This window comes from Thainema salinarum CENA647 (assembly GCF_057732415.1).
The window spans coordinates 4,151,856-4,168,690 of sequence record NZ_JBYJZJ010000022.1 but is presented as its reverse complement, the minus strand read 5'-3'; the positions used below and the strand labels follow the sequence as shown (position 1 = coordinate 4,168,690).

General features: G+C 50.4%; 15 protein-coding genes. 10 read left to right on the top strand and 5 right to left on the bottom strand.

The features are described 5' to 3' along the window. Positions 1-429 precede the first annotated feature (429 nt). Positions 430-1,761 (top strand): LCP family protein, encoded by a 1,332-nt coding sequence (locus AC286M_RS25070; protein WP_488206971.1) that lies wholly within the window; start codon positions 430-432, stop codon positions 1,759-1,761. 74 nt (positions 1,762-1,835) lie between these two features. Next, positions 1,836-1,985 carry a hypothetical protein gene (locus AC286M_RS25065; RefSeq protein WP_488206970.1) on the top strand — a complete coding sequence of 50 codons (150 nt, stop codon included), beginning with the start codon at positions 1,836-1,838 and terminating at the stop codon, positions 1,983-1,985. A gap of 108 nt (positions 1,986-2,093) precedes the next feature. Here the strand turns inward: AC286M_RS25065 and AC286M_RS25060 are convergent, their stop codons facing one another. Further along, positions 2,094-3,050, bottom strand: a complete 957-nt coding sequence (locus tag AC286M_RS25060; RefSeq protein ID WP_488206969.1) for a ribonuclease Z — start codon at positions 3,048-3,050, stop codon at positions 2,094-2,096. 790 nt (positions 3,051-3,840) lie between these two features. Here AC286M_RS25060 and AC286M_RS25055 point away from each other — a divergent pair. Further along, complete coding sequence (locus tag AC286M_RS25055) at positions 3,841-4,926, top strand: SpoIID/LytB domain-containing protein (protein ID WP_488206968.1); 1,086 nt, start codon at positions 3,841-3,843, stop codon at positions 4,924-4,926. A gap of 111 nt (positions 4,927-5,037) precedes the next feature. Here AC286M_RS25055 and AC286M_RS25050 read toward each other — a convergent pair whose 3' ends face one another. Then, entirely contained in the window at positions 5,038-6,672 is a 1,635-nt protein-coding gene (locus AC286M_RS25050) for a PAS domain S-box protein (protein WP_488206967.1), read from the bottom strand. A gap of 278 nt (positions 6,673-6,950) precedes the next feature. Continuing rightward, the gene (locus tag AC286M_RS25045; RefSeq protein ID WP_488206966.1) at positions 6,951-8,123 is read right to left on the bottom strand and encodes a site-specific integrase; all 1,173 of its coding nucleotides are present in this window, start codon (positions 8,121-8,123) and stop codon (positions 6,951-6,953) included. 220 nt (positions 8,124-8,343) lie between these two features. On the opposite strand from AC286M_RS25045, the gene hemH reads away from it, so the two are divergent. The 3 genes from hemH to yidD all read left to right on the top strand — a co-directional run bounded on the left by hemH (position 8,344) and on the right by yidD (position 11,450). Further along, on the top strand, positions 8,344-9,510 hold the full coding sequence (hemH, locus tag AC286M_RS25040) for a ferrochelatase (protein WP_488206965.1): 1,167 nt from the start codon (positions 8,344-8,346) through the stop codon (positions 9,508-9,510). A 139-nt stretch (positions 9,511-9,649) separates the two neighbouring features. Then, positions 9,650-11,161, top strand: coding sequence for a hydroxysqualene dehydroxylase (locus tag AC286M_RS25035; protein WP_488206964.1), 1,512 nt, complete (start codon positions 9,650-9,652; stop codon positions 11,159-11,161). Between the two features lie 40 nt (positions 11,162-11,201). Then, positions 11,202-11,450 (top strand): membrane protein insertion efficiency factor YidD, encoded by a 249-nt coding sequence (gene yidD, locus AC286M_RS25030; protein ID WP_488206963.1) that lies wholly within the window; start codon positions 11,202-11,204, stop codon positions 11,448-11,450. Between the two features lie 84 nt (positions 11,451-11,534). Here yidD and AC286M_RS25025 read toward each other — a convergent pair whose 3' ends face one another. Both AC286M_RS25025 and AC286M_RS25020 read right to left on the bottom strand, forming a co-directional pair. Beyond that, positions 11,535-12,725, bottom strand: a complete 1,191-nt coding sequence (locus tag AC286M_RS25025; RefSeq protein ID WP_488206962.1) for an ABC transporter permease — start codon at positions 12,723-12,725, stop codon at positions 11,535-11,537. Continuing rightward, entirely contained in the window at positions 12,706-13,980 is a 1,275-nt protein-coding gene (locus AC286M_RS25020) for an efflux RND transporter periplasmic adaptor subunit (protein WP_488206961.1), read from the bottom strand. The genes AC286M_RS25025 and AC286M_RS25020 overlap by 20 nt, the downstream gene beginning before the upstream one ends. A gap of 281 nt (positions 13,981-14,261) precedes the next feature. Between AC286M_RS25020 and AC286M_RS25015 the strand changes: the two genes are divergently transcribed. The 4 genes from AC286M_RS25015 to AC286M_RS25000 all read left to right on the top strand — a co-directional run bounded on the left by AC286M_RS25015 (position 14,262) and on the right by AC286M_RS25000 (position 16,833). Then, on the top strand, positions 14,262-15,305 hold the full coding sequence (locus tag AC286M_RS25015; RefSeq protein WP_488206960.1) for a DUF726 domain-containing protein: 1,044 nt from the start codon (positions 14,262-14,264) through the stop codon (positions 15,303-15,305). After that, positions 15,253-16,065, top strand: coding sequence for a DUF726 domain-containing protein (locus AC286M_RS25010; protein WP_488206959.1), 813 nt, complete (start codon positions 15,253-15,255; stop codon positions 16,063-16,065). The genes AC286M_RS25015 and AC286M_RS25010 overlap by 53 nt, the downstream gene beginning before the upstream one ends. A gap of 145 nt (positions 16,066-16,210) precedes the next feature. Next, complete coding sequence (locus tag AC286M_RS25005; protein ID WP_488206958.1) at positions 16,211-16,420, top strand: hypothetical protein; 210 nt, start codon at positions 16,211-16,213, stop codon at positions 16,418-16,420. Further along, positions 16,420-16,833: an HNH endonuclease gene (locus AC286M_RS25000; protein WP_488206957.1), complete on the top strand. Its 414-nt coding sequence runs from the start codon at positions 16,420-16,422 to the stop codon at positions 16,831-16,833. The genes AC286M_RS25005 and AC286M_RS25000 overlap by 1 nt, the downstream gene beginning before the upstream one ends. Positions 16,834-16,835: the final 2 nt, after the last annotated feature.

Sequence of the window (16,835 nt, the reverse complement as noted above, 5' to 3'; positions counted from 1 at the left end):
TTTCAAGCCAAAATCAAGTCTTTCAGGATAACCACACCATAACTTCAGCAATTCTAATCAAGACGATACTTCTGTTGATTCAATGACCAAGCTATAATCGCCCTAATGCGTCGTAACAAATCTAAAAGAATGGGTTTAGATTTAGCGCCGTATGTTGGTCTCATTTGAAATTCGGTCTAAATTCCGGATTGTTGTCGCGAAAGGCTAAGGCTGGTTTTTCTCACAAATTTGTCTCAGACCTGCATATTCGCAGGAGACCTCATTGTGGTAAGGGAGTGAAATGGCGTGGTTGAGGGAGTAAAACAGTCACATGACTCAGATATACCTACACAAGCAGATTCTAAATCGGATTTAGGCTCAGATCGAACTGTATCCACGGATGACTCAGTCAACCAATTTAATTCAATTGATCAAGAAGAGAACCTCAATTTGGATGCTGCTGAAACTGAATTAGAGCCGCGCCATCCTTGGCGAGGCTTCTTTTTAGGCTCCACCTTTTTCTTGACTGCAATTGTTTCAGCTGGGTTTGGGGCTTGGCTAGCCATGGTTTCGCCACTGCCGCCTCAGTGGTTTGCTCAAGCCCAAGAGAGTTTTTCGCTACGAGAATTGTGGAAGCGCGGCATTCGCTATCAGGTAGATCGCCCAGTTAATATCCTGATTATGGGGATTGATCGGGTACCCGATGCCGATCGTAATTCACCGGAAGTCCTCTCTGGCCGCACGGATACGATGCTGCTCGTTCGGGTTGATCCCAACGATAACCAGCTCACTGTGCTGTCGATTCCCCGCGACACGCAGGTTGAGATTCCCAACTACGGCGTCACCAAGATCAACCAGGCGAACGTGATTGGTGGCCCCAGTATGTCGGCTCGTGTTGTCAGCCGAACCTTGAACGATGTGCCAATTGACCGCTATGTGCGCGTCAGCACCGAAGCGTTTCGGGAAGTGGTGGATCTCGTCGGTGGGGTTGAGGTTTACGTGCCTGAACCGATGGAGTATGTTGACCAGACCCAGGATTTGTATATTGACTTGCCCCAGGGCTGGCAGACTCTCGATGGTAATGAGGCCGAACAGTTTGCCCGCTTCCGCAGCGATGGGTTTGGCGATATTGGTCGGGTGCAGCGGCAGCAGCAGTTATTATCGTCTCTGCGCGATCGTATTATGAGTCCAGCCATTCTGCCCCGGATTCCCCAAATTATGCGAATTGCTCAGCAGTATTTAGATACCAATCTCAGTCTGGAAGAAATGTTGGCGTTGGCAAATTTTGCGCTCAACCTGGATGAAGAGTCGTTCCAAATGGTGATGCTGCCAGGCCGCTTCAGCGATCCAAATGAGTATGTGGCTAGCTACTGGATTCGCGATCCGGACGCTGGCGATCGGATTATGAATGACTATTTTGGCGCGACGGTAACATCAGATATTACGCAGCGGGCAGCCCGAGACTTGCACATCGCTGTGCAGAACGCGACAGGCGAACCTTATATTGCCCGCGACGTAGCAGACTACCTCCAGCAGCAAGGCTTTTACGATGTCTATGTTGTCAATGACTGGCCGGATTCCATTCGACAAACCCAGATTATTGCCCAGCAGGGAGATGTAGAAAACGCTAGAGTTATCGAATCGGTACTGGGTACTGGTCGTGTTGTGGCCGCTTCGACGGGTAATATCGAGTCTGATTTGACAATTCGGATTGGTGAGGACTGGGTGCAGCAGTTTGCTTCTGATGCGGATGAGGCTGAAGCTGGTGAAACGTTAGAATAGCTGCAATTCTCGCCGATGGCTATGTCGATTGCCAGTTATGCCTTCATCTACTCAAGAGTCGCCCCAACCAGCTAATGTCCAATGCGTCTTCTCCAGATGAGTTGCTAAAAGCCCAGTCAAACAAAGCAGTTGGACTGAAGCGCTGGGCAGTGCGAGTTGCGATCGCACTTTGCCTAGCCCTCCTGTGGATTGCAATTACGGCTCAATCAACAGCTAACGCATAAACTCCAGAAAAAGCAGTAGCGCCGATCAGTGTCTGATCGGCGCTACTGCTTTTTCGATTAATTCAGCTAGGAGCGGTTATTCTACGTCCTAATCAACATGGCCACCGCTTATCTGGAAACGAGTTGAGCGGCTTCTCGACGCGGAATGTCATAGGTCAAGAAATCCTTCGCTAGAACCGTATTTGGGAAAATGGCCTGCGCTTCCGCCAGCAAATCCTCTAAACCAATCGGATTGCCGGGTGCATAGCGGGGACTGAAGTGGGTCAAAATCAACTGCTTGCTCTGTGCAGCCAGGGCAACTTGAGCGGCCATTGTCGAAGTTGAATGCAGCCGCTGATAGGCCATATCCGCGTCCTGGTGGGAAAACGTTGCTTCGTGAATCAGCACGTCAGCATCTTGAGCAAGATCTACGGCGCGATCGCAATAAATCGTGTCGGTGCAGTAGACCAACTTGCGTCCCACCTCAATCGGGCCACATAAATCGGCACCATTAATCCGCCGACCATCTGGCAGCGTAACCACCTCCCCCTGCTTGAGCCGACCATAGATCGGGCCAGGCGGAATTCCCAGCGCTTTGGCTCGTTCCACGTCAAACCGACCCGGTCGGTCTTTCTCCACCACCCGATAGCCGTGAGCCGGGACTCGATGCTCTAGCAGATCGCAGAATACGCTAAATTCATCGTCTTCGTAGACCAAACCAGGTGAGATAGTATGCACCTTTAAGGGATAGGCAAAGCGAGTCTGCGAATAGCGCCGACAGGCTTTGAGATAATCCCTTAAGTCAGGTGGCCCATATACATCGATTTGTTGCTGTGGACTACCCGCCAAACCGCAGGAGGCCAGCAGTCCCATCAGACCAAAAATATGGTCGCCGTGCATGTGGGTGATAAAAATGCGGCGAATTTGTCCAGCCTTCAGGTCGCTGCGCAACAGTTGATGCTGCGTGCCTTCGCCACAGTCAAACAGCCAAACTTCCGCCCGCTGTGGTAGACGCAAGGCCACACTCGACACATTGCGCGATCGCGTTGGCACACCCGAACTGGTTCCTAAAAATGTCAGCTGCAAAATAATTTGGGTTGAATACTCACTTTCATCATTATGACAAGAGGGTTCTTAGATGGCGATGGCGAGGGGAGGAGGGTGGATGAGTAGATGGGTGGGTGGGGAGATGGGGAGCAGGAGAACTAGTGCGAGGGGGACAGTTTAATAAGTGTCTTTTCAACTGGCTGGTTGGGGATTATAGCGGTTGAGTCAACGTGGAAATTGGGTGGGAACGGCTACATTCAGCGGGAAGAGAATCGATCTAGCGCTAAATGTAGAGTTTTGTTATGAAAAATTATTGAATCGTGAATCAGAAACTTTCTTAGTTTGTCCGTAGTCTTTGAACGTTAGCTGGCTCCGATGGTGTCTGTGTAGTTCTTCTATCGGGGAATTGAGGATATGAAGTGCGATCGCAGATCGTGTAATTTCTGACGATTGGTAACTTTTTCGTACATCCTTTTTCGACAATACGGTTTTGTCCGGGATCAAGCCAATGCTAACCTTGATCCAATTTGCTTTGGATTTGGCTGAAACTCAATCTATCAGCCGCAGTTTTAACTTAAAGTAGCAGTCCCAACCATCAGGAAATTCAGATTGAAACTGGCGTCAAAGAATAGAAGTTGATCGCAATGTTGGTCAGTCCCTTCTATCTGCGCTGACCCATTTGATATTTGTCCAAACCGCAATGGTGTGAGGTTCGTTTCTCCTTATGACACACACACAAACTACCCCAGTTCGTCTTTTATTTACGGCAATTACTCGGCTTCCCCAGCCTCGCTGGTGGGGAAGCCTTTTTATGTGGTGGCTATTTTTAATGGCACCAGCTGCTGCTCTCGAAATGCGAGTGGCAATTGAAGAAAACGTTGGTACAGTCACCGTTGGCAGCAACACCACTGCTGTTGTGCGAGATAGCGATGGTCAAGTCCTCGGTCAGCTGCCCGCAATGGGTTCATTCACTGCCGAAGCTGAATCCTCTGGGGTTGAAGTCGATCAGTGGTTCGATGACCAAATTTGGATTGAACCCAGCGAAGGCGGCTTTGTTTATATCAGCGATCGCTGGTATCGGGGCCGCACACTTCTAGTTAAAACCTCGGGTGGTTTAACGGCTGTCAATTACGTTGATCTAGAACACTATCTCTATAGCGTTCTGGGTGGCGAAATGAGCGGCAGTTGGCCGCAAGAAGCCCTCAAAGCTCAAGCGGTGGCGGCTCGCTCCTATGCGCTGTATCGTCGCCAAAAGTCTGCCACGCCTGTATATGACGTCGGAGATACCCCGACCTGGCAGGTTTACAAAGGCTTAATCGACGAGGCTCCCGGCACAATCAGCGCGGTTAATGCCACGGCTGGTCAAGTGCTGACCCACAACGGCCAAATTATTGAAGCGGTCTTTCACTCGTCGTCTGGTGGTCACACCGAAAACGTGGAAAATGTTTGGTCGCAACCGCTGCCTTATCTGCGAGGCGTACCCGATTTTGATGAAGGCGCACCCGTTTACCGCTGGGTTGCAGAACTCTCAGCTAGCGAAGTCAGCAACCGAATTTCTGGTGTCGGCAATGTCCTCTCATTTGTGGTCGAATCCACGACTCCCACAGGCCGCGTTCGGTCAGTCCGAGTCGTAGGGGATGCAGGCGAGAAGAGCCTGCGTGGCAATGAATTGCGAACGGCATTGGGTTTACGCAGCACGCTGTTGTTCTCAATCTCGCCCGAAATTGGTCAGGTTGCCAGCGCTGATGGTGTCCCGAGTCCCAGTGTTTTCCGTTTTGAGGGTGGTGGCTTTGGGCATGGTCTGGGCATGAGTCAGTGGGGCGCACATAATATGGCGCAACAGGGCTACACCTATGACCAAATTTTGACGCACTACTACACCAATACGGCTCTATCGCAGATTGACGTGCGTTAGCATTTTTTTCAAATATTGCACCAAAACCTAAGAGAGGGGGATTGAGCTACCGCGACGCGGCAGCTCAATCCCCCTCTCTCATCTCTCAGGTTTAAGAATAACGAATCAGGTCTAATCCCAAAACTCATCGAGATTAATGCGGGCAATTTCATTTTGCAGGTCTTGAAAGTAGCTACTTTCCGTAATCTTAGCTACATCTTGGGCTTTCTTTTTCTCATCAATTTCAATTTGCAGTTCTTGCAACTGGCGCTTTAAATCCGCCTCACGCAATTTGCGATCGCTAATATCCTGCACAATTCCTTCAAAGTAGAGCAGCTTACCCTTATCGTCTCGCACCGCGCGGGTGTTTTCTTCTACCCACATAATGCTGCCGTCTTTGCGATAGCTGCGATATTCAAACCCCTTGACCTCACCCCGATTCACCAACAAGTGCGTAAACGTATCGCGACATTCCGATTCAACGTAAATCTGCTCTGCAATGCTGGTGATGCTGTTGACCATATCGTCCGGTGAACTGTAGCCATACAGCCGTGCCATTGCCGGATTGACGCTGATAAAGCGGCCTTCGAGATTAGACTGAAAAATTCCTTCTAGGGCGTTTTCGTAAATACTGCGATAGTTTTCTTCGGCAATTCGCAGCGCTTTCTCGGCTCGCTTTCGTTCCGTTACGTCGATGCCAACTGAAACAATTGCTTCACCGTTTTGATACTTCTGTGCCGCAAACAAATAGGCTCGTTCTTCGCCATTGATGTTGACATCAATCACCTGAGAGGCTGACGTGTCGGAGTTAACCAAAAATTGCTGTAAAAAGATGGAAAGCTGATCACTACCGCGTAAAAATCCCACCTCTTTGCCAATAAAAGCCTCCTGGGAAATCTGCCAGTCATCGGCTAGTTTACGATTCACGCCCAGGTAAACTCCGTTGGAACCTATCCACGAAATTGGGCCAGGCACCGCATCAATTACCGCTTCTAGCTGATCTCTGGCTATCGCTAGCTCCTGCGATCGCTGTTGCAAACCGCGAATGGCTACCGTCAGCCCGGAAATCCCAATAACAGACAGCCCACCCAGCATCAGGAACGTACCTTTCAATCCCTGCCGAATCCGCGCCTGAAAGGCATCCAGCGGTTGAGTAATCTCTAAAATACCGCGCACATCGCCAACGACCCAATCAGTTTTAGGGCTGCCAGGGTAAGTATTATGGCAGGTGACGCAACTCGGCATCATGATGTCGGCCTCGGCATAGCGCAGCGATTGCCGTCCCTGAAAGTCTTCAACACTGATGTAGGGTTGAGCGGGATTTTGGCGCAGTTCCTGGAGGGCCTTCTCCTCGAACTCATCCTGTGGCCCACCATCTTCCTGATGCCAAGGAAACGGATAGTCACTATAAACTCGAATTGACATCTCTGGGTTGTCTTCCCGAAGACGGCGGCTTAGCTCTAGCAAAAACGTTGCGGGCAGGGGAATGGCGCTGTCTTGTGATAGATAGTCATGCGTGACCTGAACGTTATCGTCTGGAACTCTGGCAACGGCTTCTGAGCTATACACCGTACGCGCTTCTCGCATTGCCTCAGCCGAAAGCACCGCGTTTTGCAGTGCCTGAGTCTGAACCAGATCGTTAGAAAGCCATGACATATTCCATAGGGTCGCGATGACGACCGCCATGAAGAGGAGTGTCAGCAGCGTGACTGTTCGGTAGGTCAACAGTCTAATCAAGCCGTGCCAGGCAGAACGAAGAAAAGTCATAGGTTTGAACAAGCGCACTCTTTAAAGGGGCATTAAAAGGGGCATCAACAATAAACAACTCAACACCGTATGAAACAGGATTAGAAACCTTAATTTCGTTCAATCTGAGTTTATGGTGATGCATCCCTCTAGCACTTGCCGTGTTTGCTGTCACTTGTTTGGTCGTTTGGGGGCAATGCGGCAGGGTTAGGGTTGTAGTGGAGGGTGATTAGTAGAGGTTGATAGTTAATGGTTGGTGGGTAGTAGATGCTGTTGCGATCGCACTTTTGCCATCTAAGTTAAGGAGAAAAGTGGGCAGATCTTGAATCTAGCACTGCTCTGACCGCTTTTTGCTGATCGCGGTGGGTCATCCAGCGGTGGTAGGTGCGGTTGTGAATGGCTACGGAGTGCCCCATCATGCGGGCGGCGACGGTATCGGGTAAACCTATGTGGATGGTGCGCACGGCCCAGGCGTGACGCAGGTCGTAAGGTGAAAATGGGATTTGATAGCGGCGAAACTGGGTGCTGACCTGTTGGCCTACCCGTTGCAGTGTGGTTTGGGTTAGATCTGTGTTTAACGGCGGCAGACGAATATCGCGCAGGTTGAACTGCTCCACCCAGTCGGGATAGAACGGCCAGACGGTGTGCTCACCCGTTTTGGTAGTTTCCAGAACTGCGATCGCAGCTTCTGGATCACCACTAACCAAGCTGGAATAGTCGCAGAAAAATACCTCATGATTACGCAACCCATAAGTTGCCATCACGCCATAGACAAACTGCCAAGCCGGGTTAGGAATTTTGCTGAAGTTGGTCAAGATGTCCTCATCGGTGGGCAAGCGGCGGGGCTGAGTGCGTCCGGTGCCGTAGTTGCCCCAAAAGTCCTTTAGATCATTGGGCAGTTCTAGATTCAAAAACTCGGCAAATGCGCCCAGCGCCGTGCAGCAGACCTGACGACTGCGGGAATTGGCGCGGGTGGCTTTGACGGTGGCGTAAATTGATTCAACGAGCGTCAGCATCGGTCGCTGTCGAACGGTTTCAAGTAGCTGACGTAAATACGGTGCGTAGGCCGTTTCCCAGGTAGTGCGGCTGGATGCTGGGCGGGATGTTCGATCTGGATCAGCCAGAAACTGAGCGTGAAAGGCATCCATTTGCTCAGTCAAATCCATCTGACTGAGTCGCTTGCCGTTAGCAACCGGTAAATAGTCATGCCAGCTAAAGCTGTTTTGAATCAACTGAGCCGCAATCACTTTGGCTTCTTTCTCGATTTCTTTCAAACCGCTAGGCGTTGCCGGCAGTCCCAGGCTCAACCGCTGCTGATGAGGTCGTCTGCGATCGCTGTCGGGTTTGGGCGGAAACGTACCTCGTAGACCCAGCTTTCGGCCGCGTCGCTCTACCTGTAAACCCAAGCGAGCCACCTTGAGCCGCTGATTCAGCGTACTAATCTTTTCGTCAATGGGCGAAATCTCTGCCATAAGTCATACGGTAAAAATTCACTTCTCAACCCGGCTAGAGTTTAATAAGCTTTAATAAGGATTTAGGATCATACATCCTACTATTGAATTCTTTAACTTGGCCGGACTTTGCTTAAATCAAGATCTTGCAACGATTTTGGTTGAAATTTACGTTCGAAGCCAGCAATATCTTGTTACGATCAGTGAAGTTTATTAAAAGCGCTCGAAAACAGGAACAGCCATGAGTCGTGTTGGGGTTTTACTGCTAAATCTAGGTGGGCCAGAGCAGTTGGATGATGTTGGTCCATTTTTGTTCAATCTATTCTCAGACCCCGAAATTATCCGGCTGCCGTTTCCGTGGCTACAAAAGCCGCTGGCCTGGTTCATTTCGACCAATCGGACTCGCACGTCTCAAGAAAACTATCGTCAAATTGGCGGTGGCTCGCCGCTGCGGCGCATTACCGAAGAACAGGCGCAGGCGCTGCAAAAGGAGCTACAGCAGCATGGCCACGAGGACGTGATGGTCTACGTGGGCATGCGCTACTGGCATCCCTTTACGGAAGAAGCGATCGCACGCATCAAACGCGATCGGATCGACGAACTAGTTATCTTACCGCTGTATCCCCAGTTTTCCATCAGCACCAGTGGTTCCAGCTTTCGGGTGCTAGAGCGGCTCTGGCTAGAAGATCCGCTTTTACAGCGAATTAACTACACGGTGATTCCGTCTTGGTTTGATCGACCCGGTTATCTGCGGGCAATGGCCGATTTAGTTGCCCAGGAACTGGATCAGTTTCCCAATCCCAATGATGTCCATGTCTTCTTCAGCGCTCATGGTGTGCCCGTCAGCTACGTCGAGGACTCCGGCGATCCCTACCAAGCGGAAATTGAGCAGTGCTCAAAGCTGATTATGCAGACCCTGAATCGCCCCAACGCTTGGACATTGGCCTATCAAAGCCGGGTTGGCCCAGTGGAATGGCTGCAACCTTACACTGAAGATGCAATTGAAGATTTGGCAGAACAGGGCGTGCGCGACATGGTTGTCGTTCCCATCAGCTTCGTCTCTGAGCACATTGAAACGCTGCAAGAAATCGACATTGAATACCGCGAAATCGCTGAAGAAGCTGGTATTGAGAACTTCCGGCGAGTTCCAGCCCTCAATACTCACCCCATCTTTATTAACGACATGGCCGACATGGTCGAGGAAGCCCTGCGCTCTCCCCAACAGCGGTTTGAAGATGTTGTGCATCCCGGTAAAGACACCAAAATATATCCCCAAGAGCGCTGGGAGTGGGGCTTGACCACCACCGCCGAACGCTGGAATGGTCGCCTAGCCATGATTGGCTTTATTGCCCTACTAGTTGAGCTGATCACAGGTCATGGGCCGCTCCATTTTGCGGGCATTCTCTAGCAGCAAACCTGGCGTAAATCTCATCAACTCAAGATCTAAGCCGCAAGATCAACCGGATTGCCGTAGCATTAGCCTGTAGTCATGCCAGGCTGAGTCCTATCGGCCTGTCATTAGGCAAGTTGTCAATCGTCAAATCATCATGTCAGAAACGGGCAAGCGAGTTGTAGTCGTCGGTGCAGGTTGGGCTGGGCTCGGCGCAACCTATCATTTAGCTAAACAGGGATACGAGGTCACGCTTTTAGAAGCGGGTGCCCATCCAGGCGGATTAGTGGCAGGCTGGGAAACGAATCAAGGTAAGTCAGTCGAAGCTGGGATTCATGGCTTTTGGTATCCCTACTACAACATTTTTTCGCTGGTTGACGAACTGGCGCTTCAGCCGTTTACGCCGTTTATCCAATCGGCTCAATATTCACCCGCTGGTCTGGAAGTTGAATCGCCCATTTTTCAGCATCAGCCGCCTTTGCCGAGTCCGCTAGGCACGTTTCTCTACACCCAATTCAAGCGCTTGCCGCTGGTTGATCGCTTGTCAGCTCTGCCGCTGCTCTATGCCGTGATTGACTTCGACAACTCCGACGAGGCTTGGCAGCGCTACGATCGCGTAACCGCACGGGAACTCTTCAAACAGTTTGGCGTTTCCGAACGGCTCTATCGCGAGTCATTTGAACCGATGCTGCTGGTCGGCCTTTTTGCGCCCGGAGAACAGTGTTCCGCTGCTGCCGCTCTCGGGATGCTCTACTTCTTCATCCTGGCTCATCAGCCGGATTTCGACGTGATGTGGTGTCGCGGTACAGTTGGTGAGCAGATTTTCCGGCCTTGGGTGAAGGAAATTGAGCAACTGGGCGGTCAGATTCTGCCCCATCAGCGCGTCAGCGATGTTTTGGTAGACAAGGAAAATTGCGATCGCATTACTGGCGTTGTCTGTGGTGATAAACAGTTTGAAGCCGATGCCGTCATCTTTGCTGTCGGCATTACGGGCATGAAAAAAATTGTGGCTGGCAGCCCAACGCTGCGAACTCGACCCGAGTTCCGCAACTTGAGTAATTTGGGCGCAATTGATGTCCTGGCGACGCGCCTCTGGTTTGACCGCAAGATTGATATTCCTAAGCCATCAAACGCCTGTTTCGGCTTCCATCCCACCACAGGCTGGACGTTTTTCGATCTCAATGCCCTGCACGATCAGTATCGTCACGCCCCTGGCAGCGTTGTTGAAGCCGATTTTTATCATGCCAATCAGTTTTTAGGGCTAGACGATGAGGAAATCATTCCCCTGGTTCAGCGAGACCTAGCTGCTTGTGTGCCGGATTTCCGTGAAGCGAATGTCGTCGATTACAGCGTGATTCGCCTGCCGCAAGCCGTCAGCCACTTTGCTCCGGGTAGCTATCGCTATTTGCTACCTGCTCAAACTAGCTTCGATAACTTGTTTATGAGTGGCGACTGGATTGTGAATCGGCATGGTTCTTGGTCACAGGAAAAAGCTTACGTAACCGGATTAGAAGCAGCGAATCTGGTTATCAGTCATTTGGGACAGGGACAAGCCGCCCCTATCTTGCCTGTTCAGGCCGATGAACCGCATATTCAACTGGCGCGATCGCTCAATCGCACGGTTCGGGATTTTGGCAATGCGCTTTTGCCCCAATTTTGGCTACCGTAGAATTTGAGGACTCCTATCGGTACTTCTTGGGTACTCATACATGATCAAGCAGCTTTTCCTATTGCTGATTCGCGGCTACCGTCGGCTGATTTCGCCACTCTTTCCGCCGGTTTGCCGATTTCAGCCTACCTGTTCGCAGTACGCGCTCGAAGCCATTGATCGCTTTGGTGTGATTAAAGGTAGCTGGCTAGCCGTTCGTCGCATTACTAAGTGTCATCCCTTTCATCCTGGCGGCTACGATCCGGTACCGCTGCCGCCATCGGTCGATCAGCACGATTCATGCCAGTAGGTTTTGCTCACATTTTGCACAACAACTCAACAGATATCGCTGTAATGTCGGCAAGATAATCCAGTTGGGGGTTTGATCAGTTCATCAGTCGGATCTAAGGGCCTCGACTGGATCAAGCCGACTAGCTTGTAAGGCTGGTACAAAGCTGGCACCAACGCCAACGACTAGGGCAGAACCCAGAGAAATAATGATGGTGCGCTGCTCAAACTGATAGGGCAAGTTAAACGTGGTGGCGACGATGCGGGTTAGACCGTGGACGGTTGCGATCGCAATTACTCCTCCGACGACGCTGATCACTACAGATTCCAGGATGAATTGCAGCATCACGTCTCGCTGAGTGGCACCAATAGCGCGACGCAGGCCGATTTCAGCGGTGCGTTCGGTGACGGAGGCAATCATAATGTTGGCAATGCCCACACCACCGACGAGCAGCGTCACCATACCCACGGCAGCGAGCGAGCGAGAAGCTAGAGTTAAGACACGCTGCTGTTCTCGGATATCCTCGACGTTGTTCCACGTCCCATACTTCTGCTCTGGTGATCGCTGCGTGAGCAATACCTTTGCCTGCTCTTCCAACGGTTTAATGGTGTTCAAATTTTCAGCATGAATAAGCATATTGTTGAGATTGCGATCGCCCTGTAGCGCGTGGTGCAAGGACATAGGAATGTAGGCTTCGCCTTGCGGGGCTTCATCTTCTTCGTCAATTTTGGCTTCTACGACTCCAATCACTACATAAGGACGCTGATCGACGTACACTCGTTGACCAACCGGATCAGCATCAGTTTGGCCAAATAAGCTATCGGCTAGGAAGCTATCAATTACCAATACCGAACGGTAGTTATTAAAGTCGGCTGGGGTAAACAGCCGCCCTGACAGCAGCCTGCGTCCGGTATTGTCTAAAAAGTTTTGCGTCACCGCCAGCACAAACGGATTTGACTCTTGATCCTGAAAAAGCATTGAGCTAGCCCCAGCATAGGATAGGGCGCTCACCGAGTCAGATTGCCCCAAGCGCTGCTGTAAGAATGTCAAATCATCGGTTGTAAATCGACGGTAGGTTTTGCCAGGTTCCCAACGTGGATAGACAATGACGCTGGGCGCATCTCGCTTTTGCAGTTCCTGCTGAATGACAGCGCGACTGATGCTGCCCACTTGCAGCGTGGCGCTGACGGCAGCGACGCCCATAAATACGCCCACCATTGATAAAGTGGAGCGGACGGGATTTCCGCGCAGGGCATGAAACGTGAGACGCAGCAGATCAGTTGATGAAAGACTCATTGGCTTCAGGAGATGCGGAGGAACTGGGGGATTCAGCTTCAATCGGTGTGCCTGCGGTCAGAGGCTGATCGGGCGATGGCACGATAATTTGGTCGCCTGGTTCAAGACCGTCGGTGACTTCAACCGTGACGAGTCCTTCAAGACCCAGTTCAACGGGGCGCTGCTGCGCTTGTCCCTGGTCATCAATCACCCAGACAAACGGGTCTTCACCATTGCGCTGAATCGTTTCGGTACCCAGCGCTATCACATCAGGACGCGATTTCAGAATGATTTCGACGTTGACCTGGCTACCCGGAATCAAAGTACGCGTTGGCTGATCCAGTTGAACCAGTGTCGTCACAACCGACTGAGCCGACTGTTCGCCACCATTGCTGCTATCGTCGGTGACCGCTAGCGGTGAAAGATAGACCACTCGCCCCATGTAGATCTCTGGATTAGGGCCAATGACGCTGACACGGGCTGTTTGACCGACTTTGACGCGGGCGGCATCCAGGGTAGACAACTTCAAACGGACGACCTCTTCCGCTGGATCGCCCAGGGTCAGCAGATCGGTGCGAACCTCAACCCCATCGCCATCTAGAACGCCGATATTCAGGATCATGCCGCTAATCGGTGCTGTGACCACGGTTTCACGGAGCTGCTGCTGCACTTTTTGATCCTCCACTTGCAGCCGATCTAGCTCTAGCAGCGCTTTGTTGGCTTCAGACTGGGCATCCCGCAGTTGAGCTTCGGTGTCGCGAATCTGCTCCTGCTTATTAAGAATTTCCGTTCCTGTTTCTGCGATCGCACCTTCAGTTACTAACTGACTCAACCGCTCCAAATCGGCCCGATAGGCGGTGAGCTGCACCTCTGCTTCGGCGATCCGCTGGCGACTGCGCTGGAGGGTTTCTTCCTGTTGAGCAATCAGCAGTTGCTGGTTTGTCGTGGCTGTTTCCCGCTCGGCATTGCGTAGGGTAATCAGAGTTTGTCCCGCTGTGACGCGATCGCCAGAGTTGACGAACACCTGTTCAACTGCTCCTTCTGTGGGGGAGGTCAGAGTTTGCTGATCGCCCAGTTCGACGGTGCCGCTGGCGTTGATTGTTTCTTCGACGGTATCCCGCTCGACGGTCAGAACCCTGGCGCTGACGGCTTTGGGAGGCTGTTGCTGCCAGAATAGATACGCCAAGACGCTGCCTGTGCCTAAAAGTGCGATCGCGCTGGCGGCAACAATCCATCGTGATCCATTTTTGAATGCTGGTAGAGACTGTGAACCCATGTGTACACCTGATGTCAGGAGTAAATCTGCATCCTAATTTAAAGCATGTTCAAATCAAATATTTCGGACAACTTACCGAAATTTATTGAAAATGATAAGTGCGATCGCAGATCCACTTTCCTGATTGGGCATTCTCAAGTTGAAGATCTTAAGGAAAAGAACCTTCTACTGAGTTAGAAATCGAAGTTTGCCAGGTTGACTAAACCAGAACCTAACATCTTCTCGAAATAGCAGTGGAAATCTGATCTAATATTGTGGTCTCGCCAAGGAATTAAGAGTTCATGCAATCCTGGAAAAATACTGAAAAACGGGCAATCCTCAAGCTTTTAATCTGGCTAGCTACAAGAGACGGAGAGATCTCTAAACAGGAATTAGAATTCTTGGAAAACGTTGCCCTACACCTGCAAATTGATCCTCTACCGCCAGTGAAAAATGTGGATTTAGCGGAACTTCAAACTATTCTGCTTGATCTTAAAACCACGGCGTCTAAGCAGTTCGTACTAGAGTTACTGCTCCAGATGTCTTTTGCAGATGGTGTCTACGATGCACGAGAACGGGTGGCTATCAGTGAAGTAGCTAAAGTTCTTGATGTTCCTTGGTCAACTATTGAAAATATTGAGCATGACTTGGTTGAGCGATTCCGCAACACCCTAGAAGAAGCAAAGAAAAACACAGAAAACACTGCTCAAGACCCCAAATCTTGGGATTGGGGGAAAGTTGCTCAAATAGCAGGTGTAACAATTGTTGGAGGTGGTGCAATTGCTTTAACAGGTGGATTGGCAGCACCAATAATCGGGGGAGCAATCGGCACGACTTTCTTAGGTTTAAGTGGTGCAGCAGCTACCTCGGCAGGTCTGGCCTTTTTGGGTGGTGGTTCACTTGCCGCAGGCGGATTTGGTATGGCAGGCGGAGGTCTTGTTGTACAGGCAGCTTTAGGAGCTTGTGGCGCTGGAGTTGCAAATTGGAAAGCAAATCATCGATTAGGCGATATTAAAGAGTGGGATATTGAGCATATCGGAGGTGAAGGATTACACATTTGTCTTGGGATCAGTGGCTTTCTACAACAAGGCGAACAATCTAGCGATGTGTGGTCAGCTCTTCAGCAATCCTTTCCTCAATCCTGTAGCTATGATCTGAAATGGGAATCCAAAAAACAACAAGATCTTTTTAAGGTTCTGACCTCTGTTTCCTTAAAAGGCATCTCCGGCGGATTCATAGCTAAAGCCGCAATGTCTGCAACTAAAAAAGCATTTGGAATGGCGGCAATGCCAGTTGCTGCATTTTCTGCCCTCAACATTATTAGACAATCCCTGGGGTGTAGCTAAAAACCGTGCAGAGCAAGCTGGCAAGCTCTTGGGGAATTACATCGCTGATGGTGAATTTGGAGGCTTACCAATTACCCTCGTTGGCTATTCCTTGGGAACACGAGTCATCGTTGCAGCACTTGATCAACTAGCAAATCGAGGCGTGTCAGGAAAGGTATTTGATGTATACCTACTCGCAGGTGCAGTAGCACAAAACGACCCTCGGCTAGAACGTGCTAGGCAAGTTGTCGAAGGCAATATCGTAAACGTCTATTCCCAAAAGGATTTAGTCCTAGCCTATGTTTACCGGACAGCGGAATGGCTAGCTAGCCCAATTGGTATGAGCGAATTAGAAATGGATGGCGTTCTTAACCTAGATGCTACTGAACTTGTAGGTGGACACCTGGACTACAAAACCCATCTCCCGGAAGTTTTGTCTGAAATCAACGCCTTGCTAGGTCGCTCTCATCAAAAATTCTCTGAAGCCGTTTCTGACTCTGAAACAAATTCGCTAATCGAAACACTCAGATCGCGGCTTAATCAAGTTCCTGGAATGACTAAAGCAAACCGTGCTGATTTTCATCACTCTCAGCCTCTGCTCAAATTCCAAAACGGTGTTCAAGTACATATCTGGAAGAATCCATTCGGTGTGGATCATGTATTTATCCGTGATGAAAACAAGCGCTGCGTCTATGGCGGTTATGTAGGCTGGATTCATTCCTCCGGTTTAGAAGTCACTTTACAGACATTGCAGCGAGACTTCGCTAAAGAGCTGAAATAGTGCGATCGCAGGTTGAGAGAATTGAGAAGTGCAATCTCAAGTTGAGGAGGGGTGAGGTGCGATCGCGAGTTTTTCTGATTGAATCAACCTAAACTTTGGCTGATCGGTTTAGACTGAATCTACAATCATCAACTTTCAACTTTCTATGTCTGAAGTGGTCGAAATTCCAGTTGAACTCACTCAGTTCCAGCTTCCACAAGCCGTTCAAGATCGTCTGCAATTCCTGCTAGATCGGCAAGACGAAGGCCATGTACTGTCTCATGCGGAGCGTCAAGAGGCAGAAGGACTAGTTGAATTAGCAGAGTTCTTATCTCTACTCCGCTTACGGTCTACACGTGTTACGAAGCGCTCATAATGCCGACCATTCCCGCTGCTTTGCGTCGGCTTGTCATTGAACGAGCCAATAACCGCTGTGAGTACTGTGGCATTTCTCAAGTTGGGCAGGTTGCCACATTTCACATTGATCATGTTGTACCAGTCGCGGCTTCTGGTAAAACAATCGCTGAAAATCTGGCTCTTGCTTGTGTGTCTTGTTCGCTACGTAAAGGAGCACGACAAGAGCTTGAAGATATTGAGACGGGTGAAATTGTCTTAATCTTTAATCCTCGCCAACAGGTTTGGCAGGAACATTTTGTTTGGGATGATGTGTACGTTGTCGGCTTAACGTCCGTAGGTCGAGCAACTATACAAGCTCTCGATTTGAATCGGCCTACAATGCTAGCCATTCGCACAGAGGAAAAACTGCTAGATCGTCATCCGCCTCCGTAAGT